Consider the following 23430-nt stretch of genomic DNA (forward strand, 5'->3'; position numbering starts at 1 on the left):
CTTATCGACCCCGAAATACCGACTGAGCCGGCGGAGAGGTCTCTGATCCGAATGGCAGGCCGAACTCACGGAACACACCTGCGCAATCCTTGTCGTCCGGTCCAGACATGCAACCTGGCGCACTATTAATCTGGTTGGTGCTGACATTACTCAGAGCGAGCAGTCGACTTATGTCGAGCTTCACGGTCTGATGCGCCGGATCGAACTCCGGCAGCGTGACCGTGACGAGGTTCGGGGCCGTGCACGCGCCCTTCGGCGCCTCGACCGCGCTGGCGGACTCACAGCCGGTGCTCCCGATATGGACAGGGAAGCCGTGCGGTCGCGCTTTGTCGCCAGGCTTCGGAATCATCGTGATGTCGAGCGTGAAAAAACGATATCCTGACTGCCAGGTCCAGAACATGCTCGTCATGTTCAGTGGTGGCTGTGCAATCGTAGGATCGCCGTGATTGGCGGCCATAGGCAGCCCAACGGTGAAGCGCAGGCCGGTGAAATGGCCTTGCGGCCAAACAAAACTGATAGCCGAGTTCGGCGACGGAGTCGTATCGCTGCATGGAATATTGCGATCGATCAGGTCGATCAGCGCTATCCCGTCACGCTGCCAGAGGCCGGACGGCCCTGGCTTGACCAGCACCGCACGGCCGTCCTTCGTGAGCAGCGCCACATCGTGGATGTAGAAGCGTAGATCGTTGATGCGGACCGTATTGTCGCTTGTCCCCACCGGGCTTATGGTTCTAGCACAACTTACCGGCTGGTTTCCGAATGCCGCCTGGAAAGTAAGGCGCCCGAGCTTTGGTGCTGCGTGGGCTTCGTTTGAAGAAAAGGCCGGGAAAATAAATAGACCCATCCCAATGAATAACAAAAAAAAATTTATTCTATACACTGACGGCGCATAGGTCAAATTGCTCACAGTATGCGGCTCCATCCAGGGAATACAGAAATTTTGTTATCAAAAATAAGGAAATACGACGGAATATCATCTTCCGGGCTTAAATCCGCACCAATTTCAATTTCTTGAATTTCTCGTTGCAGATCTACCGCACGGCACTTCCAGCCGACAGTCCAGTTTTGTTTGATACCGCGGTAAATGGCGATGCCTAGTGCTTCTGTGCGATCAGATATGGCCCACCGAGCAGCTGCAGCTCCCGCCAATTCCGATAGAATGATTTCGGAATTAGAACTATTCAGCATCTCATTTTCTTGCAACCAAATGATAACCCAGAGGTGTAATGGCCAACCAAAACAAATTTTTCGCTCAGAACCCCACCTCATAAAGGGCCGAAAAATATTGAATCCGTCTTGATCACCAGAAAAATCCAGTAGGGATGGACATGGATCATAAAGAGCATGCCAATAACCGCGCCACGCAATATCTAATCGCACCAACGCGCGCCTGTTGTCAGAAAACAAAGAAAACTGATCTGGGCGCGACATAAAGTCTATGACATCGATATCACGCAAATATTTTCTATGATTGTTCATTGTATACACTCTGGTTTTTCGATTTCAAGCGAAGGCTGTTTAAATCTTCCACTATAAGGTCGTAATCAAAATTTCCGTCTCGTTCGTAAGTAATTGTAGTATTTTCACGAAAAAACAGATCAGCATAACGATCTATGAAGATCTCCGTTTCTGATGAAATCTGCTCCGAATGTGAATCAATTAAAATATTATTATCGCTTGGTGCTGGAGTGTATCCTGCAACATGATAGTGTAGCGTTTTCGATATTACATTCTTCCAGTCGTCTATGTCTGCGCCCGTATTCCTAGAGGCACAAACAGCATTGGATATATCAAACAACACATTACATTCAGTTTTCTTTGATATATGCTCGAAGAAAGTTGGAGCTTCATAAGAACCGTCGAGCAGTGAAGGATAATTCTCTAAATATAGAGTATGACCAAGCATATCCTGCCATCGCCGAATTTTATCAAAATATATTGACCCTATTGCATAATTTATTTCGGCGAGTTGATAAAAATTAGTTCCGTTATGCTCGAAAAGTGCGATATGATCGGAAATATAAAGTGGCTGAAACGCCTCAGACATTTGCGTTATTCTGCTTGATATATACTTTAATTCTTCCTCACCTCGCTCCAAAAAACGGGATTGCATAATATGGAATGCGACAGGGCAAGGAAATTTCTTTGCAATTTCTGTTGGATTGAGATGTAAAAAATTGTCGATCAGGAGTTCGACGTAATCTATATGTCCCTCGTCAATAAGGGACATAATAGATGAGTAAGATTGGCCGCCAGTGAAATTTATGCCAATAGAACCGTTACACATCGTATACCTCCTAGTGCGAGACTGGCGCGGAAAGGCGCCAGTCTCTGTATTGTTTTAAGCGTTATAACCGCAGACACCCGAACCACACTGCAGTCCGGCCCGGACAGGTACAGAAATTTGTTTGGTTTTAAGTATAGTTATAGTAATAGTCATTTCATACCTCCAGTAACCACAATAGACATTCTATGTGGCGTCTAATTATACATAAAAACAGGAAATAAATCAATGGAATTACGTGTAATAATTTGATTTATTTCAGAATAACCTCCTGGCAATTGTCAAAATCTATATGATAGATCAAAGCGAAAGCTGCGACCTACTTCAGGAAAATCAACGTTTGTGGAAGCCATTTTATACATACTGTATTCCTTGTCGAATAAGTTGGTAACAGCAAAATTAATTCGCCAAGGCTTGCGAGGAGGTGCCCAGGTTGCGAGTATGTCGTGCACCATATAGCCGGGACGCCGACGAATAATAGTTGCATCGTAGTTCTGAGCGTCTACGGCCATGAGGCTGTACATTAAAGTCAGTCCGATGTTCGGAAAACGGTAACGCATATCAGCGGCAACTTTATCTGGAGGCGAGTACAACCCAGCACCGGTCAGAGCGTTTGTGACTCTTATGTGGCTGAAGCTCAGATCAAACCCCCAGTTTCCTATGTCGTAATTACTATGTAGCTCAATACCGTAACGTGTGGCGTGTCCAACGTTCTGATATTGATAAATGGGTCTGTTTTTCCCATATTTTCCATTAAAACGCCCGATAGCAACTTCTTGAATGAGATTGGTTACGTCTTCGTAAAAACCTGTAGCGCGGACGCTCGCACGATCGTGCTCGCTAAACAGTGCGCTCTTTGTATAAGTAAATCCGCCTTCGTATGTTTTGGCAGATTCGGGTTTTAGATTTTTGTTAGAAACAAAATTTGCGAACCATTGATTGCCTGTCAAATCCATGTCGCTTTGCGCTGGGGTGGGAGCATTATAAGCTTTCCCCCAACTGAGATATATCATCCATTCGCGTGTTGGTTGCCACGATAATGTTATTTTTGGAAGAATAGCACCGTTTGAGCTATTTGAGAGACCTTTCCCGTGTTCAGGAAAGGTATTGTATCTATCGTAACGCAAGCTAGGGGAAAGAGTGACATGGTGGCGAAATTTTATTTCATCTTGCCCGTAAACCCCATATACCTGCTGTTGTGCGTTGGGTGTATTTGAACCAGATGTGGTGTACGTATAAAAATCGCGGTAGTAATTTACGCCTCCAGTAAATTTATGTCTTCCAAACAATCCGAAATTACGAAAGTATGATTTTTGTAAGTCGAAACCATAGGTCTCAAGGACAGTGGACCCGCCATTAGAGTCCATGCTGTTCGGCACCTGCTTTGAGGCCATTTTCGTTCTGTAAAGGGTCAGCCTTCCATCTTCCTCGCCTTGCTCGTTACGTGTTGTGAGGTGCAATGTTGACTCGTCCTGTCGGACATTTTGCTCTTGGCAGGTAGAACAGTGGTAAGTGGAAGGACCTTTTTGTGGCACTGAAGATCTATAGTTTTCATCAAGATAAAATTGCTGACCAAAATCTATTCTAATTCGGTCATTGATGTCATATCCAAGTTTAAGTAGTGCGCTGTGGCTTTGCCCGTCATTGGGTGAAAGTCTCTCGCCGCCCCCTAATCGTATCGAGTTGAAGGTTTGCCCAGAATAAGCAAGAAGCGCATCGAACTTGCCCCATTTTCCGTATATTTTTGCTGATCCCTTCCCATTTCCGTTGGCGCTTTGATAGCCGCCATCAATTTCTCCGCCCAAGCCTTGACCCGGTTTCAGAAGGGACTTTGCGTCAATAGTCTTAATTGACATAACTCCGCCGAGACCACCTGTTCCATAAAGAGTGGACGCTGATCCGGCGACAACTTCTACACTCTGGATAAAGGCGGGATCGATATAAAGCGGCGCTTCAATCCCTTGGGAATCCCAATTACGCCGTGCGCCATCGACCATCAAAATGATCTCGCGTCCCGCAAACCCACGGATTTGGGGAACCTGACCTTCCATACGCGCCGTGCCGACCATATCGACATCAGGCAAGCGATTGAGGGCATCTGAAATCGTGGAAGATTGCCTCATTTGGATGTCCTGACGTGTTATCAGGCTGACCGAGGCGGGAACGTCCTGGATCTGCTGTGGCGTTCGCGTGGCTGTGACAACGAGCCGCTCAGCTGCGTTGCTGGATATAGGGACGGCTGCTCCTGTTTTTACGTGAGCGCCGAGTTGTTTTGACGTGTTTCGTGATGACTGTTCCGGAGTTTTTTTAATCGCCGCCTGCCTGGTTGATGCGGCACTCTCACGCTCTTTTCCGGGCAGTTCATTGGCATGCGCCGCGAAGGACGGGATAAGAAAAATTGCGGCGGCAGAAAGTAAGTGCGCGCGGTGGAACGTGTGTGCGCAAACATGTGTCGAAGACATGAAAGCTGATCCTGAGCTGAGAATATCGTTCAGCCAGCAGGACGGTCATTGTCTTTTTCGTCATTAGTTTATGACGTCAGCGACGCACTATGCGTTAAGTGAACGCGTACGGTCGATGAATGACAGCTTAAACGGCCTGCGGGCGCTAGAAGACCGCAGACACAGGGGGGCCACAGGAGAAAGGAACACCAAGTGTGATGACAGGTGGAGCACGGGGGTTAACGATGTTGACGTGGCGTTGCCAACGAATAAACGCCAGTGCCAGCAAGATCACGAGAGCTGTGAACAGGAATACTGGCAGGTGCAGGAGGGGGCATAACGGACAGCTTCCATCGTGATGAGAAGGATGCCCGGACATGTGGTCGTGGTCGCCCTCATTGTCGGCTGACACAGCCTGCGTCACATTGTCCATTGTCATGCCAGGCATATCCGCACAGACGGAGTGCTTATGTGGCGTGTGATAAAGATGTGGAGCGATATCAATGCCTGTCAGGCGCAGGATGGTAGCACGAGGCATTTCTCCCGGCATTGCCTGACTCTGGATCAGGAGTTGCCCCAGAAAGCCCATGAGCGTGAACGCGACCAGAAACCAGCGGCTCAATGAAGAGCGGGGCGCAGGATGTATGGCATGGGCCATCTTTTGAAAACATATGCTCCTGTCACGGTAGACTTTTTATAAAATCCATTATGGTTGCGAGCCTGTCAACCCGATATTGCACACACATGGCAGGCATTCCTACCAGGATGCTTGAAGAGCCCATTTTGGCTTGGCGGCGGCTTTGTTTCGCAAATACGTGGAAGATCGCCGAAGTTCACATCCACGTTGCTACTTTTAACCGCTTCACAACGCTCGGAACCTCAATCACTTAGGCGGTCGTATAACAAAAAACATAAGAGCGTTCAGCACGACCAATCAGTGAATTGTGCAACAAAGCCGAATATATTTTTAGGTATTTTTAAAAATAGTTCTGTGAGGCAGGGCATAATTGACGTGTTCAGATGTTGCTCTCGCTGCCTCCTGAAACAAGTGCCGTAAAAATTTTCAAATCGATCCCTTTGACTGCACGCTGGATTGGTTCTTTCTTGAGGTGAGCATAACGTGCGGTCGATTTGAGATCGCGATGACCCAGCAGTTTCCCGATCATGACCAGATCCTCGCCGAGTTCCAGCGCATCGGATGCAAAGGAATGGCGGAGATCGTGAATGCGGACATCATGCAGCCCGGCTTCCTTTCGGATGCGCCGCCACGGCTTCTCCAGATCGGTCAGGTGACCACCGTCTTTCCGTCCCGTGATGACATAGGGATTGCCCTCAACCCGCGTGATGTCTCCAAGCAAGCCGATCGCACTCTCGCCCAACTGAACCGTGCGGGCACCATTTTTGCTGTCAGGTAATCTGATTATCCCTTCGTCCAGAAAAACATATTCCCATTTCAGACGTTGGATTTCCCGCAGGCGGCAACCGGTTAAAAGCAGGAGTTGGAACGCGTTGACGGCTTCCGGCATTGCGGAACGGCCGTCGTCGAGTGCTTTGCCAAGACGCTGATGTTCTTCTGTTGTGAGGTAGCGCTCGCGCTTCTGCTCCTTATAGCGTTTCACGCCCCTGCATGGATTGACGTTGTCTGTCCGCACACCCCAGAGGATTGCCAGAGAGAACATTTTCGACAGCACACCCAGAGTCCGGTTCGCCTGATACGGGATATGGCGATAGGCGTGGTGGAATGCGACCACATCCGAGTGGGTCAGGGTGGCCACCATCCGGCTGCCAATTTTTTTTATAATGAACAGGTCAATCGCGCGTTGATATTCGGCTTGTGTGGTTGATTTCAGATGCGTCTTTACATGCCGTTCAATGAAAGTCTTGCAGAACTGACTGATTGTGGGGGAGGTCCGCTCTTCGCCGCGTTCGGTGTTTGGGTCGTTGCCGTCTTTCACACGAGCGAGGATTTTAATCGCTTCATCGCGTGCTTTGTCTGCCGTCCAGGGACCATGATGGCCGATCGTATAACGTCGGAACCGGCCATTGGCTCGATAATGAACCACGTAGCTCATCCGACCCGAAGGCCAGACCCGCAGGGCGAAGCCGGCGACCTGATCGTCCCAGACGATGTAGTCCTTCTCAGCAGGCTGGAGGGTGGCGATTATGCGCTTTGATATCCGGGGCATGGCTGCCTCCACAGGATGCGTATAGGATGCAAATGGGATTGAAACGTCAGCGTGAGTAAGCGTAGACAGAAGAGCCAAAATGAACGACTTATTCAATTAAAATAATAGGATAGTAGTGGTTCTTCGGGATGCGTCGGGGAATTTCGTGGCAGGGCGTAGCTCTTGCCTACAAACTCATAACCTGAAGGCCGCAGGTTCAAATCCTGCCCCCGCAACCATGCTTAATACACTGAATATAATGCAAAAATGCCGCCCCTAGAGGCGGCTTTTTTGCGTCCAAATTTCCACTGCAGGAAACACATAGGAAACAAACGGAAAGGTACCGAGGCGCGATTTTGTCCACTTTCACAAATGCGTGAAATCCGGGGAGGGGCATCCCGTTGCCTGTTTCAGGGTATGATCCTGTCTTGTCGAGTCAGGACAGTATTCCCCTCTGCTGTCCATAACGGAAGTAGCAGGAAAGCCTCATGGCCGCAGACGAACTCACGGGACTGATCAGATATCTCGGTCAGGACGACTGGCAGGAGTGTTTTGGCGAAGTGCTCGGCGATCACATCGGTCCGGCGCTGGAAGCGGGCGACATCTCCTTCGAGGATCTGGCAGAGATGATCGGCCCTGACGTTGCCATGACGCTGTGGGGCTGCGCTTTCGAAGATTTTCTCGGGCAGGACTGGGACGATGGTCGGAACTTCGTTGACGTTTACCTCAAGCGTCGGAGCTGGAAGGAAGGGCCGCGCAACAGCGCCTACATGCGTGCCCTCAAGGCTTCGGTCATGAGCCTGTATGAAGTCTCGGATATCAAACCCGGCCAGAGCCTGATGGCGCGTGACCTGCTGCGGGGTGGGGAACCCGTTCTGGTGCATGAAGGCACGGCTACCCGGACGCTGGAACAGTGGGACCGGATTGCAGCACGTCTCGTGCCGTCCGATGGAAAGACCATTCTGGCAGGTGGGTTGCTCGCCTATTCACGGGGTGCTTGCGAAGATCTGGCTGCGAACCTTTACAGGGCTCTGCGGAAAAGACGGGGCAGGGCCGAGTTTCCAAAAGTCGATACGCAGACGCTGCATGAACTTGCGCCGATGTTCACGCTGACCTGGCTGTTTCGGACACTGGAGGACATGGCCCGGCAGATGGAGGGGCCAGCGCTGTTCAATGGGGACGGAGAGGATCTGGTCTTCCACGAAGTGTGTTTCCCGCTGGCAAAGGGCGTGACACAGAAGACAGTGGCGGACGTGCTTGACGGGATCATGGCCCTGCGACCGGAAAACCGGTCATTCTGGAACTGGCTGAAAGAGCCGAGTAATCCCGTGGGCAAGGCTGGACGAGATGAAAACGGGCGGTTCCTGCGCACCGAGATGGATGATGGTGCGATCGTGCTCGGCACGCTGGATCTGAAGGGGCGGCAGTTGCGGCTGCAGGTGAACTCGAAAGAGCGTGCCGAACGTGGCCGCGCCATGCTGCAGGCTGGTCTGGGAGATCTCGTGCGCGCTCCGCTCACGCAGATCATGACGCCGGCGCAGGCTATGGAAGACCGGGGGACGCATGGACGTGAGGTCTCGCTAGAACTGCAGATCCCGCCCGAGGAGGAAGCCCGGATGATCGGGCAGATGCTGGAGCGGCACTATCGGCAGGTGCTTGATGAGCCAGTCCCGGCCCTGGGGGATATGACGCCGCGCCAGGCCGTCCAGACAGCCTCAGGGCGTAAAAAGGTGGCCATCTGGTTGAAGGATATCGAAAACACTACGGTCCGCGCCCAAGGGAGTGGCGGTGCCATGGCTGCCTACGATTTTGGGTGGATGTGGCACGAACTCGGAATCATCAGGCTCAGGAAATAGTCCGCTTACGCCTCGTGTCAGACAATGCGTGTGAATGTTGGATATCCCAAAAGCAGACACTACTCCCGTACTGAAGCTTGCAATGCGGCGATGAAAGCAGTCATCGCCGATGAGTGTTGGCGACGGCTTGGATAGTAAAGGTGATAGGGCTCGAAAACCTTTTGCCATTGTGAGAGCACCTCGACCAGCTCTCCTGTCGCAATTCGGGAAGCCACAAGATCATGCGGCAGCCAGGCCAGCCCCAGCCCGCCCAGACAGGCCTCGCGTATCTGAAAAAGGCTGGTCAGAACAAGTTGCCCAGACGTTGTGATTCGTATGTCCTTGCCGCTTTTCCTGAACTGCCAGGGGAAAAGTTCGCCGTGTGTCGGCAGCCGCAGATTGATGCAAGGAAACTCGGCCAGATCACGCGGGTTTCGTGGACTCCCATGCTGCTTTAGAAACGTCGGCGTGGCTACGACGGCCATCGGCACATCCGGTCCGATCCGCAATGCGATCATGTCTTTCGAGACTAGCTGGCCGCGTCTGACCCCGGCATCATACCGTTCGCGCACGATGTCAGTCCGACCGTAATCGGTTGTGAGATCCACATGGATCTCCGGATAGTCAACAAGAAAGCGCTCCACAACCGGCCAGAGTACACTACGGATCGCATATTCATCGGCTGAAATGCGGATCGTACCAGACGGACGCTCGCGCAAAGTGCCAAGCTGTTCCAGTCCGCGTTCAATCCGGGCAAGCGCCGGTTCCACCTCTGCCAGAAGCCGCTCTCCGGCCTCGGTCGGAGAGACGCTTCGCGTCGTACGGTTGAACAGGCGGATTCCCAAGCGTTCTTCCAAATTGCGGACTATCTGACTGAGCGCGGACTGGGACACGCTGAGCCGTGCGGCGGCCCGGGTGAAGCTCCCCTCGGCTGCCACGATGACAAAAGCATTCAAATCGCGAAGATTTTCATTCATCATTCAGAAGTATGGCTAATGATTGTATGCGGAACAAGCCATCTAAACTTATAAGAAGAGTTGTTTCATCTTTCCTCCTGTCGGGCGTTTCGGGCTCGAAGCGGAAAGGAACGATGACAATGAAAACCGTGACCTTCAAAAACAGAACCTGGGATATGGCGGGGGATCTGCATTTTCCGAAGGATTTTGATAAGAGCCTGAAATATCCGGCCCTTGTGGTGGCTCACCCGATCAGCTCCTGCAAAGAACAGACTGCCGCCATTTATGCTGCGGGATTGGCGGAAGCCGGATATGTCTGCCTTGCCTTCGATGCGTCCACCCAGGGCGCAAGTGGCGGTCCCGGACGCTATTTGGAAGATCCGGCCTTGCGCGTCGAGGATTTCCGCGCGGCGGCCGATTACCTCACAACGCTAGGGTTCGTTGACGAAAACCGGATTGGCGTGCTCGGCATCTGTGGTGGCGGTGGCTACGCCGCGAATGCCTCCATGACAGAACGTCGTTTCAAAGCCGTTGGCACTGTTGTCGCTGCCAATTATGGTCGTCTGTGCTGCGAGGGGGACCTGTCTCCAGATGCTGCCCTGAAGGCTATGGAAGGCGTCTGTGCCCAGCGCACAGCTGAGGCACATGGGATTGCAGCCGCCATTACAAGCTACATCCCACAGTCGGAAAAGCAGCTTGCGTCCTGCGACATCAAGGATGTGGATATTGTTGAGGCTGTCGATTATTACACGACGCCCCGTGGCCAGAAGCCCGGTTCGCCCAACAAACTCAATGTGGTCAGCACGGGTGCAGCCTTTTCGTGGGATGCATTCCACCTGGTGGACCGTCTGCTGACCCAGCCGTTGCAGGTCATTGTTGGCGGCGGTCAGCCCGGTATTTTCGGTTCCTATCGCGACGGCTTCGAGCTGTTCGACAAGGCCCGGTCCGAGAAGAAAAATATCTTCGTCGTACCTGGCGCGACGCATTACGACTTGTATGACAAGCCGGAATACACAAGCCAGGCGATTGCGAAACTGAAAGAGTTCTACGGCGCGTATCTCTAACGCCATGCCTTTAAGAGCCTTGGCAACTTGGAACGTCCGATTACGTCCTCAGATTTACCGTAATCGGACCTTCCGTTCACCCCCCCTGATCTGCCTGTCAGCTTAGTGACGCAGGAGCAGACAGGCAGTAATCGCCTCTCTCCAGACATGGAAGCGGTTGTCACAGTTACCCGAAAGCCGACACGCCCTAAACAGTTACTTATCGGTTGCATGACCTTTCAGCCTATATCCAATCCTGTAAGAGACTTTATTCTGTCTTTGAGAACTGCCTTTGCAACGGCGGTGAGGATATCGAAGGAGGCGCTACCGGCTTTCTCTTTTGTTTTTTTCCAGATGCTATCGTCCCGAATGGTATCTAGAAACTCTTGCCCTTTCCACGACAGGGCTCGGAACGTGACTGTCGTCATCGCTCTGCCTCCAACACGCTCTAAAAAACCAGCTTCTTCAATTTTGGTGAGATGGAAGTAAATCTCATCAGATGTCCGACCGTCGACGGCGACCTCTTCAGAGTTTCCACCGATAAGGAGAACATCGTGAGGCCCCTTCTCAATGCTTTCCAGCTTCAGAAGTAATTGGCGAACCAAATCCATATCGCGTCTCATTTCTTTCCCCTACGTTGACGCTCCATATTTGATGAGCCTGACATTCCTTTAGTAGTGAGACAATAATTAAAAATATCTGATCCACGCTCCGAAGCGGATGGTCCGTAATCCCCCCTAAACAGCCTTTCTGCTCAATAATACAGGAGCACACAGACAGCCTTGGTAAAAACATGCTCAATGATGAAAGCCGTTGTCTGTTGACCCGCTCTTCTGGAAAGGTCCGTTGCATTCCCGCAGGAAGGATCATAACCGCAGCACACCTGCAATCAGGGTCATTGTCACCCCGCCAACCCAGATTTTTCCATCTTCGAGATCGACATGCACGCGTCCGGCCCGGCCAAGGCAGGTGCCCTGGCTGGCAATGTAATGCTCGGGCGCGAGCCCGCTGCCTATGAGCCACTGCGCCAGCCCGGCGTTCAGACTACCGGTAACGGGATCTTCATTGACTCCGCAGGCCATGGCGAAGGCACGCACCTCGAACTGCGCCTGTTGTCCATCATGGATGGGATCCCAAGGTCCTGTTACGCCGATACACAGGTCCGACAGGGCCGCGTAATCGGGTTCAAGCGCCAGAACCTCCCTGCGCGACCCCAGCATGACGGACAGCCATCCCGGCCCGTTATCAGTCCATGCCGCGGCCCGGATGGATGAGGCAGGAATCTTCAGCCCATTCGCAACCCGGTGCAGCAGGCCGGGCTCCACCGCCCCCGATCGCTGCAATGGGGGCGCTGCAAAAGCAAGGCAGCCATTATGCGCGCGCACCGGCACAAGACCCAGACCACATTCCTGCACGATCGTATTCCCGCGCGGCTGGCCGCCCGCAGCCAGCCAGGCATGACAGCTACCCAGGGTAGGGTGGCCCGCAAACGGCAGTTCAGTCCGGGGCGTAAAGATACGCACCCTGTAATCTGCTTCCGGCGTTGTTGGACGGAGCAGGAACGTGGTTTCACTCAGGTTGGTCCAGTTGGCAAAGGCGGTCATCTGCTCCGTGGTCAGGTCGTCGGCTCCGATCACCACGGCCACCGGATTGCCCCTGGTCGGCTCAGTGGAGAATACATCGATCTGTTGAAACTGGAATTCAGTCATGGGTGTATCTGTTTGCCGAGGTTATGATCACAGATGCAGAGGCCGCCCCGGATTGCCGGCCACGGTTGCGCCAGCGGCCACATCATGGGTGACGACACTGCCCGCCCCGATAATGGCATCATCCCCGACCGTGATCCCCGGCAGGATGATGGCGCCGCCACCGATCCAGACATTGCGGCCAATGGTAACAGGGCGGCCAAATTCCAGCATTTTCTGGCGCAAAGCCGGATCGCGCGGGTGATCGGCTGCCAGGATCTGCACGCCCGGACCGATCTGCGTGCCATCGCCAATCCTGATCGGAACCACATCAAGCACGATGCAGTTGAAATTGAAGAATACGTTGTTCCCCAGAAAGAGATTATAGCCGTAATCACAACGAAAGGGTGGGCGGATGCAGGTATTCTCTCCAACCGCGCCCAGCCGTTCAGGCAGGGTAGCGTTGGCGTTGTTGTACCGGGCAAGCCACCGGGCACACTGCGCCATATCGTGCTGCAATTCGGGGTCGCTGGCCACATACAGTTCGCCCGCCAGCATTTTCTGTTTTTCGCTGCGGTGGGGCATCATGTCAGGTCATGCAGCGCCTTGCCCAGCGGCGGGGTCAGTTTCCAGTCAGAAAAACGCACCTTCAGCCCTTCGCGCTCCGGCGTGCAGCACATCGGCCCGACCAGATAGGACTCTGCCACGGGAAAGGGGGCCAGGCGCACAAGCGGCCAGGTCTTGCCATCCCCCGAGACCTGAAGCCGCAGCACGCCATCAGCTACGCTTGCACGCATCCAGAAATCTTTCGCGTCGCCCTCATAGGGGGCCGTGGCCCAGTCCGAGCGGCCATCGGTCAGCACGCTGCTGAGCATGGCGCGGCCATCCGAGAGTTCTATGCCAGCCTTGACCCAACGCGTCTCGTCAATGCGCACCATGAGACCGGCCTGATCGTACAGCTTCTCATACTCGGCGCGGATGCGCAGCTGCGCGGTAAAGCGGGCAGGGGCATGCATGCCGTAGAAATGACCGCTATCACGTGTGAAGCCATAAAAGGTCTCGCGCCAGAAGTCGGAGCCCTTGTCCGTTGTCATCTCAAGCGCATCGGCCCTGATCGCGCTCTGATGTGGTTTGTTGAGCCAGACCCCGCCCCGCCACGGGCCGCGCGCGCTGGCATGCGCCACCCCGCCGCCAAGGGCCATGCCACCAGCTACTGCGCCTGCTGCGATGACCGTGCGCCGTGTCATGCCGGGGGAAGCGTTCTTTTCGGTATTCTCGCTCACTGCTACCATCCCGCGTCGTTGAGATATTCATCTTGTGTACGAACGTACACATCGCGCAAGGCTAAACCTGTTTCCTCATGTCAAGCAACCCTTCAGCCATCCGTCGCCCCGACCCCGACCGCAAGCAGCGCATCATCAATGCTGCCGTGGATGTGATCGTGGAATATGGCGTGCAGGGCACGACGCACCGCCGCGTGGCCAAGGCGGCGGGCGTGCCGCTTGGCTCGATGACGTATCATTTCAATGGTATGGACGATCTGCTTCATCTGGCTTTCACGCAGGTGGCCCATGCCAGTTCCGCAGCCTTTGTCGGGCGGCTGGCCGAGGCCGGAAACCGGGAGGAAGCGATAGGAGCGCTTGTCGATATCATTGCCGGAAACATCTGGTCCACGCCACGCACGCTGCTGCTGAGTTATGAACTATACGCCTTTGCCGCCCGTAAGCCCGAACTTGCGGCCATCATGCGCGACTGGATGCAGGCCAGCCGGGAGGCGCTGGGACGTTTCTTCGATCCGCTGACCTGCCGCGCACTTGATGCTCTGGTCGAGGGCATGGGCATTCACGGCTCGGTGGATCATGCGAAACTGGACCGTGGGCAGATAGAAGACATCATCCGTCGCCTCTGCCCGCCGCAGGGCTGAAAAGCACCCGGCAATGCCGCATGAGAAGGTTGCCAGCCACGCGCCTGCGGTAGGCAGCGGTAGAGCGCATGTCATCGATCGGCGTAATTTCAGACATGGCCAGTGCAGTCACGGCGTTGAGATGCGCTTTATCCCGCGCCCCTGAGGCGAGAGAAGCATGCGCTTTCGGGCACGTCATGGGAACGGGACCGACAGCCCCGAACGCAAAGCTGATTCCGGCCGGGTCGTCAGGCACTCTGACCGTTGCGAGGGACAGTTTCGAGATCGCCTGCGCCCTGCGTGGGCCGACCTTGGTGAAGGCCTGTGGCTGGCCCAGACATTTTGCGGGAATGACAAAGCCGGCAATCAGTTCTCCTGCCCTGCGTTGCGTGCGCCCGGCCCCCGTGATGAACGCGGCAACCGGCATCTCGCGGCTCCCATCATGATGGATGAGCCGGACACGGGCCTGAAGGGCGACCAGCGCCGGAAGGCTGTCACCTGCCGGGGAGGCGGTGGCCACATTGCCGCCAATGGTCGCGGCATTCCTGACCTGCGGGCTGCCAACCCCATGCGCGACATCCCTGAGAATGGGCACAAAACGGGCGATGACAGGATCATGCAGGATATCCTGCCAGCGCATCAGGGCACCGATGACGAGATTGCCGTCCTCCCCAAAAACCTGATGCAGTTCCGGCGCATCCAGCCGCTCAAGCGAAAACAGCCGGAGGGCGCCGAGATCATGACCCGCGCGCACCACAAGGTCGGTTCCCCCCGCGATCGGGACCAGTTCAGGATCCTGCGCCAGACTGGCCAGCCCATTCTGCAAGGACAGGTCCGCCTTGCCGGAAATGGTGCCCCTGCGTGGCGGAAGGCAGGCTGCTTGCTCCAGCGCCGCGCGGATTTTCACATAGCCCGTGCACCGGCAGAGATTGCCCTCAAGGGCATCATCGGGGCTGTCATCACGGTGCCGCCCGGCCCATGCCATGACAATGCCCGGCGTGCAGAAACCGCATTGCACCCCGCCCGCGCGTGCCAGGGCGGAACAGATTTCTGATCCGTCCGGCGTCGGGGCCAGGGATTCAATGGTTGTCACCGTAGCGCCTTGCAGCGTTTCGGTTGCCACAAGGCAGGAACAGACCGGCCGCCCGTCCACCATAACCGTGCAGGCCCCGCATTCGCCTTCACCACAGCCAAGCTTGGCGCCGCTGAGGTGCAGATCATCGCGCAGCACCTGCAACAGGGTCTTGCCCTCATGCGCGATCTGGACCGGTGCGCCATTGAGCTGGAATGTGATCATGACAGAGCCCTTTCCATGACAGGCAGAATCGCCTCCGGCCTGATCGGGAACTGGTCGAAGCGATGGCCAAGGCAGCGCGCAAGGGCATTGGCGATGGCCGCCGCAGCAGGTGTCAGCCCGACTTCGGCAATGCCGCGCGCACCCAGCGGGTTTGATGCATCAGGGTGATTTATCAGGTGAACACGGACCTCCACCGGCACATCGCGGATGGTGGGAAGGATGTAGGATGAGAAGCGGTTGTTCAGGACGCGCCCCTCGTGCTGCACAAGATCCTCGCTCAGCGCAAAGCCCAGCCCCTGCGCCAGACCGCCTTCGATCTGCCCAGTCACCCCATCAGGATTGATGACCGTTCCGGCATCGAGCCATGTCTCGACTTCTTCTACCGTAACGGTGGCGGTGGCCACGTCCAGCGCAATGCGCACGGCCTGTATGCCGTAGGAATACCCCACGTGCGGCGCGCCCAATGTCAGTTTTTCGGGGAAAACGGGGGCAAAATGCGCGGTTTCTTCCAACGCCCCGTTTTCACCCGCATCAATCCGCACTGCCAGCTGACGGGCCGCCTTCGCCACGGCATTGCCCGTCACGACCACGGAGCGGGAGGCGTTCGTGGACCATGAATTCGTATTATCCGTGGTGCCGATATCAAGCCCGATGTCATGCGCCGCGCAACCCAGCATTGACGCGGCAATCTGCTGGAATGCGGACAGATTGCCCTCGCCAAGGTCTGCACTCGAACAGTCCAGCCAGAACTGCCCGTCTGCGTCGCGGCGCAGGGTGACGCTGGAACCGGGTTCGGCCCCGGCCCCCAGCCCGAACCCCTGCCAGACAAAGGCAAAGCCGGTCGCGCGCAGCTTCCCATCCTCATCTGGCCGCAGGGGCTCCGCCTCAGACGCACGGAGTAATGGCCCGTTGCGGGCTGCTGCAATCAGGCGTGGCAGCGTAACATCATTGCGTACGATATGCCCGGCCCCGGCCCGGTCACCGCCGCGAAGCAGGTTGTGCACCCTGAAGTCCACCGGGTTCATGCCGCATTTCGCCGCCAGCGCGTCCATCGCCTGCTCAATGCCTAAAATGACCTGGGGATTGCCAAACCCGCGAAAGGCCGAGGCATTGCCGGTATTGGTATGGACGGCCTTGCCCTCAATCCGGCTGGCCTGAAAACGGTAGGGGCCGGAGGCATGTTCGGCTGCAAGAACAAGGACGGCCGGCCCCAACGTCATATAGGCCCCGGTATCGGCCAGAAGGCTGGCCTTAAAGCCCGTCAGCCTGCCCGTGGCATCACAGCCCACCGCGACATCGACCTCAAAGCGGTGCCGCTTGACGGAACAGCCAATACTTTCTTCACGCTCATAGACATAGCGGGCAGGGCGACCCGTAGCATGTACCGCCAGTGCCAGATGGGCCTGAACATTCAGGTCTTCCTTGCCGCCAAAAGCGCCCCCCATGGGTGGATGCGACACATGGACCTGCGCCAGTGGAACACCAAGGATGGCGGCAATCTGCTTCTGGTCCGCAAAGGGGTTCTGTCCGCCACAGGTTATGGCGATCCGCTGCTTCTCATCACGCCAGGCGATGCCCGCTTCGGGCTCCAGAAAAGCATGTTCCTGCCGCCCCGTACTGTAGGTCAGGCGCACGATGTGGTCTGACGCTTCCAGCGCGGCATCTACGTCGCCAAAACCCAGATCGACCTCATGGCACAGATTGCCGTTTGGCCCGATCTGCGGCGCATCGGGGGCGAGTGCCTGCCGCGCATCCAGCAGGGCGGCCAGGTCTTCATATTCGACGTGGATCAGCTTGCAGGCATGACGCGCCTCCTGCTCGCTCTCGGCCACTACAAGGGCTACGGCATCACCACAAAAGCGCACCCGGTCATGACACAGGACAGGTTGATCGGGCGCGATCAGACCGAAACTGTTGAGGCCCGGAATATCGGCATGGGTCAGAATCCGCACGACCCCAGGGGCCTGCCGTGCCGCATCCGTATTGATTGACACGATCCGGGCATGGGCACGTCCGGCGCGCAGGACCCTGAGATGAACACAGTGGTCGCGATACAGGTCAGAAGGGTAGGGGAAAGCCCCTCTGGCTTTGTCGAGGGCGTCCCATTTCTGGATGGATTGTCCAATCACAGGTTTGCTCCGGTGTCTGTCCTGTCCTGACCGTTATCAGGATAGGACCAACACTTATGATACGCTCCGTATCGTAGTCAATAAACGATACGGATCGTTGCGAAAAACATCGGACGGTGGCAGTTTTCCCGCAGTGTGCTGGAGAACGATCTTGAACAGTCCCGACCCATCTCATGCTGCAAAAGCTTCCTCAACAGGAAGCGGCCGCAAACGCAGTCAGCAGGCGACCGAGGCCGCACAGGGGGCAGCGCTGCAACTCGCCTATGATCTGGGCCCGGAGCGGGTAACGATGGAGGCGATTGCAAGTCATTCAGGGGTGGCGAAAACAACGCTCTACCGGCGCTGGAACAGTGCCGCTGCCGTTGTGATGGACGCATTCCTGTCGGAACTGACCCCACAGATTGCCTACAGAACGGGGCAGGACGTCAGGCAGACGCTGGTTTTCGCGCTTGAAGACCTCAGTGCGGCGCTGGACGCACCACGGCGGAAACTCCTGCGGCACATGATTGCCGCCGCTCAATCCTGCTCCGTGCTCGAACAGGCATTCTGGGATCGGTGGATTGCCCCAAGGCGGCAAGCGGGAAAAGAGGCGCTCGAACAGTTCGGGATCTCTTCAGAAGAGGCCGAACTTACCCTCGACCTGCTATATGGCGCATTTTATTACCGGATGCTGATTCCGTATGCGCCCATCACAAGCACATGGATCCAAAAAATCGTGGATCAGGTTTCCTGAATGTTGTCGTATTCCGTAAACGGCGAGGGTGCAGACGGAAATGTGGAGCGATAGGCAGCTATCGTCGGGATCAAGCCTCATCGGGGCTGATCGGTTGTTACTGAGGTGTCCGGCTGTCAGAGGTTTTCACAGTATTGATTGGGTGCTTTTCTATTATTCCGATCTGACAGCCGACCGTCCGCTTCTCCCCCATCATGACCCTGCGAGTGTATCGGTCGGGCCGGACGGCAGCACATGCGCGAGGTAGCGCGAAAGTTGCGGCTCCAGTCCGTCAGAGGGAAAGATCCCGGCGATGTAACCGTCCGGACGTACGAGCACCCACTGACCGGGTTCGATCCCGTAAGCTTCGGCGATATTGCCATCTTCGTCGACGAGTTCATGCTCCGCACCAACGGCGACGATACGGACGCCCGCGATGGCCGACGGCCGGTCGTGCGGCTGGTAGCCGAGCAGGGTCCAGTGAGACCCTTGAAAAATCATGAACAGCCGTGTCCGTTGCCCCGCCTGCCCGCGACAGGGCGCATCGGGTGCGCGATCGCCCGCCTGCACCCTGCCGCCCACCGAACCGGGCGCGCTCAATGATGAGCCGCGATAGCCGAGGTCAAGCTGACGCGCTTCGCGATCGCGCCGCATGGTGCCCTGCTTTGCTTCACCAAGCAGCCGCGTCGAGAGATGAAGCATGTTCGACGCGATAGGTCGGCGCTCCGCCTCGTAGCTATCAAGCAGCGCTTCCGGCGCACCCGCGAGCGCGGAGGCCAGCTTCCAGCCGAGATTATAAGTGTCCTGAACGCTGGTATTGAGACCCTGACCACCGGTTGGCGGGTGAACATGGGCGGCATCCCCCGCAATGAAGATGCGTCCGACCCGGTAGCGATCAGCCAGACGCGCATTCATCGTATAAACCGAGGACCAGGACACCGAACGGACGACGATGTCCCCTCTGCCGGTCCGGGCCCTGATGAGCGTGGTCAGTCCGGCCGAAGACAGGTCGATCTCCCCGTCCAGTGCCACGGGCGCCTGAACCTGGAACAGATCGGTTCCCGCCAGTGGACAGATCATCACCTGTGTCGCCGGTGAACCGAGCTGGAAACGATGCCAGACGGACCGATCAAGACCCTCCAGCCGTACATCGGCAACGATCGCACGCACGCCCAGTGCTTCTCCCGGAAAATCAATAGCCAGGGCATGGCGCACGAAGCTGCGGCCGCCGTCGGTTCCGACGAGGAACCGGGCGCGGATCATATGCTCGCCGGTTTCTCCTCCCATCCTTGCCGTTACGCCATGTGCGTCCTGTTCAAATCCGGTCAGCCGTGTGCCGAAGCGAGGATGATGCCCAAGCTCGGCAAGCCGCTCCCGCATGACGGCTTCGGTTGCGAACTGCGGCAGCATCAGCGGCGCGGCATAAGGTTCGGCGGGAGTGGGGAAGACTTCCGCCTCCGTCAGAAGCGACACGTTGTGGGTTCCATCAGGACGATACTGGCACAGCGGCGGGTAGGGGCCGCCTGCGGCCGCCACGCGGTCGACGAAGCCGAGATCCTCGAAGATCTCCATCGTCCGGGGCTGGATGCCTTTCCCGCGCGATCCGCTGAACGGCTGCGTGTTCTGTTCGATCAGTCGGAACGAAACCCCGCGTCGGGCAAGGTCGATCGCAAGTGTCAGGCCTGCGGCCCCCGCACCCGAGATCAGGACGTCTGTATCGAAGGACACTGGCAACTCCGCGAATCAATGTGTAATATTCACGTATCTCAGAGCGGCGTCCAGGGCAACAAAAAGCGTGAATAATACACATGATCCTGATATCCTGCGCGGACTGCATGCCGCGATCATCGATCTGGTCGATGAAATCAACCGGCCGCGTCGGGATGATCGACTGATCGAAGAAGCGGGCATTCCACTGGATCGCGCCCTGTTTCCGCTTCTGGCGCGCGTATGGCGTTACGGTCCTGTCGGTGTTGTCGAACTCGCGGACCGTACAGGGCGTGATCACACGACGATCAGCCGACAGATGACCAGGCTGGAAGAGCTGGGCCTTATCGAGCGCCACCCGTCTGCAACGGACAGGCGTATTCGCGAAGCGACAGTGACTGAAAAGGGACAGGAAATGGTCGACCTGCTGAATGCGGCCCGCCAGAGGCTGGCGAACCGCATTCTCGTCGACTGGACGGATGCCGACCTCGATCAGTTACAGACGCTTTTGCGGCGCTTCGCTGACGATCTGATGCGATGATAAAACCAATGAAAATCTGTCACCAGAATCAAACCGGTTGCTTCCCTCGTAAAGCCGTATGTCGTCTTCAAGAATGGAGCAGACAGGCGACAAACGCCCTCACGTCGGTCGTAAGTGGGGCCGTTTGAGTTTCCGGAAAGCGGACAGTCCGCTTTGCCGGCAAGCCCTTTGAAAATAGCTTTAATTTAGTAAAGTGCACTGGGAGAGACATACAAGATCCTATATCTTGCAAGTAATGTTGAGTATCTTGAATTGCTGAATTTATAAAAGTGGGTTGCGTAATGAAAAAAATTCTTGTCGCTAATATTGGCTGGATGTCAGCCTATAAAGGGTTAGATAAAAGGCCTGACAATATTGTAGGTGGTGGCGCGCATGTAGATACATGTGGGCATGGTCATGAATGCTGTAATTTTCTGCCGTGCGAGGACGGATATATTTACGGGCATGTTGAGACTATTCGCGGCGAAACAGACACACGTATAGCGCTTGAAAGAATAGGAGGGACTCGTGGAGCGGATGTTGTGCAAGGGATAGATGTTGTTTGGACGGCGACACATCCGCAAGAGAGAGGACGACGTGTTATTGGTTGGTATCGAAATGCTGATGTTTATCGTTCACGTCAAAAATTTAAAGATTTCCCATCTGCTCAACATAAAGCCGATAGAGTTGATACGTTTATAATACGTACTAAATTAGGTAATGAAACTCTTCTTCCGTTAGAAGCGAGAACTCTAAAACTCAGTGATGGACCTGGTTGGATAGGGCAAAAAAATTGGTGGTATCCGTTAGAAAGCAAAAATCAAGAAGTTAATAGCTTTATACAGAAACTACAAAACTTAATGCTTTACTCACCTTATTCAGCGCAGGAAAATAAAAAAGGATGGGGGAGAGGGAATAGAGATCCCAATAGAAACGCAGAAGTTGAAAGAATTTCTATAAATTTTGTGAAGAATTATTTTTCTGATTTTGTTGTTAAAAGTGTAGAAGACGAAAATTGTGGATGGGATTTAGAAATATATGACAAAGGAAATATCATATATAAAATTGAGGTTAAGGGAATTTCATCAGAAAATATGATGTTTGGTCTTACTCCAAACGAATATAGAAAATTCTTGTCACATCAAGCCGGACAAAATCAGAATTACAGAATTGCGGTTGTTTGTAATGCTTTGGGAAAAAACCGCGAGGCGTTATTCTAAAATATGATACTGAAAAAAATATTTGGGTTGATGAATTAGGGAGGGAATCTATAAATATAATTATAAATGAATCTATATCCGCTATAATATCAGAAAAGAAAATTCATTGATTTTAGTCTGCATGTAGGTTGCGTGATGCTGTTGCGTCACATACTTGCGTTATTAGCTTCTGTTGACAAAAGATCTACCGGTCTGGGGCAAAGTATGACTCACTGCTTGTCGCAGTGATGGCAGCGTAGTGGGTATGGCCCGAAGCGAACTGAGGGATCAGGAATGGACGATAATTGGTTCGCTCCTTCCTTCTGGACGTGGGCGTTGGGCGCCTCCAGTGCGAGATAATCGCCGGTTTCTCAGTGGTATGCTGCATGTCTTGCACGTTGGTTGTCCATGGCATGACATGCATGAGCACTATGGAAAACGGAGCTTGGTTTATGTCCGGTTTCGCCCTCATCTCGGACATAAAATCGCCGGATGCTGATTCTGCATAGCGGACATGGGAAACGCGATCTCTCGCAACCCAGTTTAGAGCCTAATCCGCCCTGACGGAGTTGTTTTAGGATTCCCGTCGTGCTGGAAATCTGATTCATGCTTCCTGCCGGGCGGGAGGCTGGCGTGCATGACCCGAGCCCTGTCGACCGACCTTCGCCAACGCACACTTGCCGCCGTGCGGCGGCGGCTCGTTTTGGTGTTTCTTCGTCGAGCGTGATCCGGCGGGTGGCGGAATGGCGCGCCAGCGGCCACGACCATGCGCTGACGCAGGGCGGCGATCCTCGTTCGCATCGGATCGAGGCCTGGTCGGACTTCCTGCTGGCCGAGATCAAGGCTCAGGGCAATATTTCGCTCGTAGAACTGGCGGACAGGCTGGCGACGACGCACGGCGTGCGCTTCGCGCCGAGCACGATCTGGCGTTGCCTCGACCGCCACGGCATGACCATCAAAAAAAAGCGCACGCCAGCGAGCAGACACGGCCCGATGTCGCGGCAAGGCGCGAGGCATGGTTCGAGAACCAGCCTGATCTCGATCCCGAGCGCCTAGTCTTCATCGACGAGACTGCCGTTTCCACAAAGATGGCCCGTCTGCGTGGACGCTCAAAGCGGACACGCGCTGCCGGATGCTGGTGCCGCACGGGCATTGGAACACAACGACCTTCATTGGCGGGCTGCGTTTGTCGGCCATGACGGCACCAATGACGCTGGACGGGCCAATGACAGGGGAGTGGTTCGCGGCCTATGCCCGGCAGATACTGGCTCCAAGTCTGTCGGCAGGAGACATCGTGATCCTCAACAACCACCCCGCCCACAAAGGTGCCGCGGCCCGGGACGCGGTCGAGGCTCGCCTGCTGTTCCTGTCGCCTTACAGCCCGGACTTCAATCTGATCGAGAACATCTTCTCCAAGATGAAAGCATGGATCAGGCGGGCTGTCCCGCGCACCGTCGAGACCCTGCAGGATGCCGTATGCGCCGCCATTGATGACGTCGGCCCAAAGCAGGCCACCGCGTGCTTCTCCGCCGCAGGATATGAACCAGACTGATC

22 protein-coding genes and 1 pseudogene are annotated in these 23430 nt (G+C 55.3%); 8 read left to right on the plus strand and 15 right to left on the minus strand.

The window, feature by feature from the left end; translation table 11 throughout:
• Nucleotide 1 precedes the first annotated feature (1 nt).
• The 7 genes from S101446_RS00560 to S101446_RS00590 all read right to left on the minus strand — a co-directional run bounded on the left by S101446_RS00560 (nt 2) and on the right by S101446_RS00590 (nt 6911).
• Nucleotides 2-907, minus strand: coding sequence for an MbnP family copper-binding protein (locus S101446_RS00560; protein WP_157132976.1), 906 nt, complete (start codon nt 905-907; stop codon nt 2-4).
• On the minus strand, nt 904-1479 hold the full coding sequence (gene mbnC / locus S101446_RS00565) for a methanobactin biosynthesis protein MbnC (protein ID WP_010517452.1): 576 nt from the start codon (nt 1477-1479) through the stop codon (nt 904-906). The genes S101446_RS00560 and mbnC overlap by 4 nt, the downstream gene beginning before the upstream one ends.
• Nucleotides 1466-2287, minus strand: coding sequence for a methanobactin biosynthesis protein MbnB (mbnB, locus tag S101446_RS00570; RefSeq protein WP_010517450.1), 822 nt, complete (start codon nt 2285-2287; stop codon nt 1466-1468). The genes mbnC and mbnB overlap by 14 nt, the downstream gene beginning before the upstream one ends.
• A 54-nt stretch (nt 2288-2341) precedes the next feature.
• The gene (gene mbnA, locus S101446_RS18680) at nt 2342-2440 is read right to left on the minus strand and encodes a methanobactin (protein ID WP_082770916.1); all 99 of its coding nucleotides are present in this window, start codon (nt 2438-2440) and stop codon (nt 2342-2344) included.
• Nucleotides 2441-2565: 125 nt separating this feature from the next.
• On the minus strand, nt 2566-4746 hold the full coding sequence (locus S101446_RS00580) for a TonB-dependent receptor domain-containing protein (RefSeq protein ID WP_087607244.1): 2181 nt from the start codon (nt 4744-4746) through the stop codon (nt 2566-2568).
• Nucleotides 4747-4891: 145 nt separating this feature from the next.
• Nucleotides 4892-5383 carry a DUF2946 family protein gene (locus S101446_RS18685; protein WP_029329788.1) on the minus strand — a complete coding sequence of 164 codons (492 nt, stop codon included), beginning with the start codon at nt 5381-5383 and terminating at the stop codon, nt 4892-4894.
• 358 nt (nt 5384-5741) lie between these two features.
• Entirely contained in the window at nt 5742-6911 is a 1170-nt protein-coding gene (locus tag S101446_RS00590) for a site-specific integrase (protein ID WP_034931190.1), read from the minus strand.
• A gap of 467 nt (nt 6912-7378) precedes the next feature.
• Here S101446_RS00590 and S101446_RS00595 point away from each other — a divergent pair, with 467 nt between their 5' ends.
• Nucleotides 7379-8746 (plus strand): hypothetical protein, encoded by a 1368-nt coding sequence (locus S101446_RS00595; RefSeq protein WP_087607245.1) that lies wholly within the window; start codon nt 7379-7381, stop codon nt 8744-8746.
• 59 nt (nt 8747-8805) lie between these two features.
• On the opposite strand, the gene S101446_RS00600 is transcribed toward S101446_RS00595, so the two are convergent.
• Nucleotides 8806-9705 (minus strand): LysR family transcriptional regulator, encoded by a 900-nt coding sequence (locus S101446_RS00600; protein WP_087607246.1) that lies wholly within the window; start codon nt 9703-9705, stop codon nt 8806-8808.
• A 116-nt stretch (nt 9706-9821) separates the two neighbouring features.
• Here S101446_RS00600 and S101446_RS00605 point away from each other — a divergent pair, with 116 nt between their 5' ends.
• The gene (locus S101446_RS00605) at nt 9822-10745 is read left to right on the plus strand and encodes an alpha/beta hydrolase (protein WP_087607247.1); all 924 of its coding nucleotides are present in this window, start codon (nt 9822-9824) and stop codon (nt 10743-10745) included.
• Between the two features lie 218 nt (nt 10746-10963).
• On the opposite strand, the gene S101446_RS00610 is transcribed toward S101446_RS00605, so the two are convergent.
• The 4 genes from S101446_RS00610 to S101446_RS00625 form a co-directional block, all read right to left on the minus strand.
• Nucleotides 10964-11347 (minus strand): DUF2513 domain-containing protein, encoded by a 384-nt coding sequence (locus S101446_RS00610; protein WP_087607248.1) that lies wholly within the window; start codon nt 11345-11347, stop codon nt 10964-10966.
• A 243-nt stretch (nt 11348-11590) separates the two neighbouring features.
• Nucleotides 11591-12433 carry a PhzF family phenazine biosynthesis protein gene (locus S101446_RS00615; RefSeq protein WP_087607249.1) on the minus strand — a complete coding sequence of 281 codons (843 nt, stop codon included), beginning with the start codon at nt 12431-12433 and terminating at the stop codon, nt 11591-11593.
• Between the two features lie 27 nt (nt 12434-12460).
• Nucleotides 12461-12997 (minus strand): sugar O-acetyltransferase, encoded by a 537-nt coding sequence (locus S101446_RS00620; RefSeq protein ID WP_087607250.1) that lies wholly within the window; start codon nt 12995-12997, stop codon nt 12461-12463.
• Nucleotides 12994-13701, minus strand: coding sequence for a DUF1349 domain-containing protein (locus S101446_RS00625; RefSeq protein WP_208620532.1), 708 nt, complete (start codon nt 13699-13701; stop codon nt 12994-12996). Before S101446_RS00625 ends, S101446_RS00620 begins: the two co-directional genes overlap by 4 nt.
• Nucleotides 13702-13769: 68 nt before the next feature.
• Here S101446_RS00625 and S101446_RS00630 point away from each other — a divergent pair, with 68 nt between their 5' ends.
• Nucleotides 13770-14333 (plus strand): TetR/AcrR family transcriptional regulator, encoded by a 564-nt coding sequence (locus tag S101446_RS00630; protein WP_087607251.1) that lies wholly within the window; start codon nt 13770-13772, stop codon nt 14331-14333.
• Here S101446_RS00630 and S101446_RS00635 read toward each other — a convergent pair.
• Together S101446_RS00635 and S101446_RS00640 are read right to left on the minus strand one after the other, a co-directional pair.
• Entirely contained in the window at nt 14302-15609 is a 1308-nt protein-coding gene (locus S101446_RS00635) for an FAD binding domain-containing protein (protein ID WP_087607252.1), read from the minus strand. The genes S101446_RS00630 and S101446_RS00635 overlap by 32 nt on opposite strands.
• The gene (locus S101446_RS00640; protein WP_087607253.1) at nt 15606-17738 is read right to left on the minus strand and encodes a xanthine dehydrogenase family protein molybdopterin-binding subunit; all 2133 of its coding nucleotides are present in this window, start codon (nt 17736-17738) and stop codon (nt 15606-15608) included. Before S101446_RS00640 ends, S101446_RS00635 begins: the two co-directional genes overlap by 4 nt.
• A gap of 151 nt (nt 17739-17889) precedes the next feature.
• Here S101446_RS00640 and S101446_RS00645 point away from each other — a divergent pair, with 151 nt between their 5' ends.
• Nucleotides 17890-18471: a TetR/AcrR family transcriptional regulator gene (locus S101446_RS00645; protein ID WP_087608788.1), complete on the plus strand. Its 582-nt coding sequence runs from the start codon at nt 17890-17892 to the stop codon at nt 18469-18471.
• Nucleotides 18472-18663: 192 nt separating this feature from the next.
• On the opposite strand, the gene S101446_RS00650 is transcribed toward S101446_RS00645, so the two are convergent.
• Nucleotides 18664-20178 carry an FAD-dependent oxidoreductase gene (locus S101446_RS00650; RefSeq protein ID WP_208620533.1) on the minus strand — a complete coding sequence of 505 codons (1515 nt, stop codon included), beginning with the start codon at nt 20176-20178 and terminating at the stop codon, nt 18664-18666.
• A 67-nt stretch (nt 20179-20245) separates the two neighbouring features.
• Here S101446_RS00650 and S101446_RS00655 point away from each other — a divergent pair, with 67 nt between their 5' ends.
• The 4 genes and pseudogenes from S101446_RS00655 (at nt 20246) to S101446_RS00670 (ending at nt 23428) form a co-directional block, all read left to right on the plus strand.
• Nucleotides 20246-20698, plus strand: a complete 453-nt coding sequence (locus tag S101446_RS00655; protein ID WP_087607255.1) for a MarR family winged helix-turn-helix transcriptional regulator — start codon at nt 20246-20248, stop codon at nt 20696-20698.
• 281 nt (nt 20699-20979) lie between these two features.
• Nucleotides 20980-21897 (plus strand): DUF3883 domain-containing protein, encoded by a 918-nt coding sequence (locus tag S101446_RS00660; RefSeq protein ID WP_087607256.1) that lies wholly within the window; start codon nt 20980-20982, stop codon nt 21895-21897.
• 244 nt (nt 21898-22141) lie between these two features.
• Entirely contained in the window at nt 22142-22375 is a 234-nt protein-coding gene (locus S101446_RS18715) for a transposase (protein ID WP_087607257.1), read from the plus strand.
• A 134-nt stretch (nt 22376-22509) separates the two neighbouring features.
• A pseudogene (locus tag S101446_RS00670) lies at nt 22510-23428 on the plus strand (IS630 family transposase).
• Nucleotides 23429-23430 lie beyond the last annotated feature (2 nt).

Origin of the sequence: Komagataeibacter europaeus, assembly GCF_002173515.1 — a bacterium.
In the GTDB taxonomy this organism is placed as follows: Bacteria; Pseudomonadota; Alphaproteobacteria; order Acetobacterales; family Acetobacteraceae; genus Komagataeibacter; species Komagataeibacter europaeus.

Bases quoted from the DNA above. Each gene is read 5' to 3' on its own strand.
- mbnC (WP_010517452.1), bottom strand. From the start codon at position 1,479: ATGAACAATCATAGAAAATATTTGCGTGATATCGATGTCATAGACTTT.
- mbnB (WP_010517450.1), bottom strand. From the start codon at position 2,287: ATGTGTAACGGTTCTATTGGCATAAATTTCACTGGCGGCCAATCTTAC.
- mbnA (WP_082770916.1), bottom strand. From the start codon at position 2,440: ATGACTATTACTATAACTATACTTAAAACCAAACAAATTTCTGTACCT.
- S101446_RS00580 (WP_087607244.1), bottom strand. From the start codon at position 4,746: ATGTCTTCGACACATGTTTGCGCACACACGTTCCACCGCGCGCACTTA.
- S101446_RS18685 (WP_029329788.1), bottom strand. From the start codon at position 5,383: ATGGCCCATGCCATACATCCTGCGCCCCGCTCTTCATTGAGCCGCTGG.
- S101446_RS00590 (WP_034931190.1), bottom strand. From the start codon at position 6,911: ATGCCCCGGATATCAAAGCGCATAATCGCCACCCTCCAGCCTGCTGAG.
- S101446_RS00595 (WP_087607245.1), top strand. From the start codon at position 7,379: ATGGCCGCAGACGAACTCACGGGACTGATCAGATATCTCGGTCAGGAC.
- S101446_RS00600 (WP_087607246.1), bottom strand. From the start codon at position 9,705: ATGATGAATGAAAATCTTCGCGATTTGAATGCTTTTGTCATCGTGGCA.
- S101446_RS00605 (WP_087607247.1), top strand. From the start codon at position 9,822: ATGAAAACCGTGACCTTCAAAAACAGAACCTGGGATATGGCGGGGGAT.
- S101446_RS00610 (WP_087607248.1), bottom strand. From the start codon at position 11,347: ATGAGACGCGATATGGATTTGGTTCGCCAATTACTTCTGAAGCTGGAA.
- S101446_RS00615 (WP_087607249.1), bottom strand. From the start codon at position 12,433: ATGACTGAATTCCAGTTTCAACAGATCGATGTATTCTCCACTGAGCCG.
- S101446_RS00620 (WP_087607250.1), bottom strand. From the start codon at position 12,997: ATGATGCCCCACCGCAGCGAAAAACAGAAAATGCTGGCGGGCGAACTG.
- S101446_RS00625 (WP_208620532.1), bottom strand. From the start codon at position 13,701: ATGGTAGCAGTGAGCGAGAATACCGAAAAGAACGCTTCCCCCGGCATG.
- S101446_RS00630 (WP_087607251.1), top strand. From the start codon at position 13,770: ATGTCAAGCAACCCTTCAGCCATCCGTCGCCCCGACCCCGACCGCAAG.
- S101446_RS00635 (WP_087607252.1), bottom strand. From the start codon at position 15,609: ATGATCACATTCCAGCTCAATGGCGCACCGGTCCAGATCGCGCATGAG.
- S101446_RS00660 (WP_087607256.1), top strand. From the start codon at position 20,980: ATGAAAAAAATTCTTGTCGCTAATATTGGCTGGATGTCAGCCTATAAA.
- S101446_RS18715 (WP_087607257.1), top strand. From the start codon at position 22,142: ATGGCCCGAAGCGAACTGAGGGATCAGGAATGGACGATAATTGGTTCG.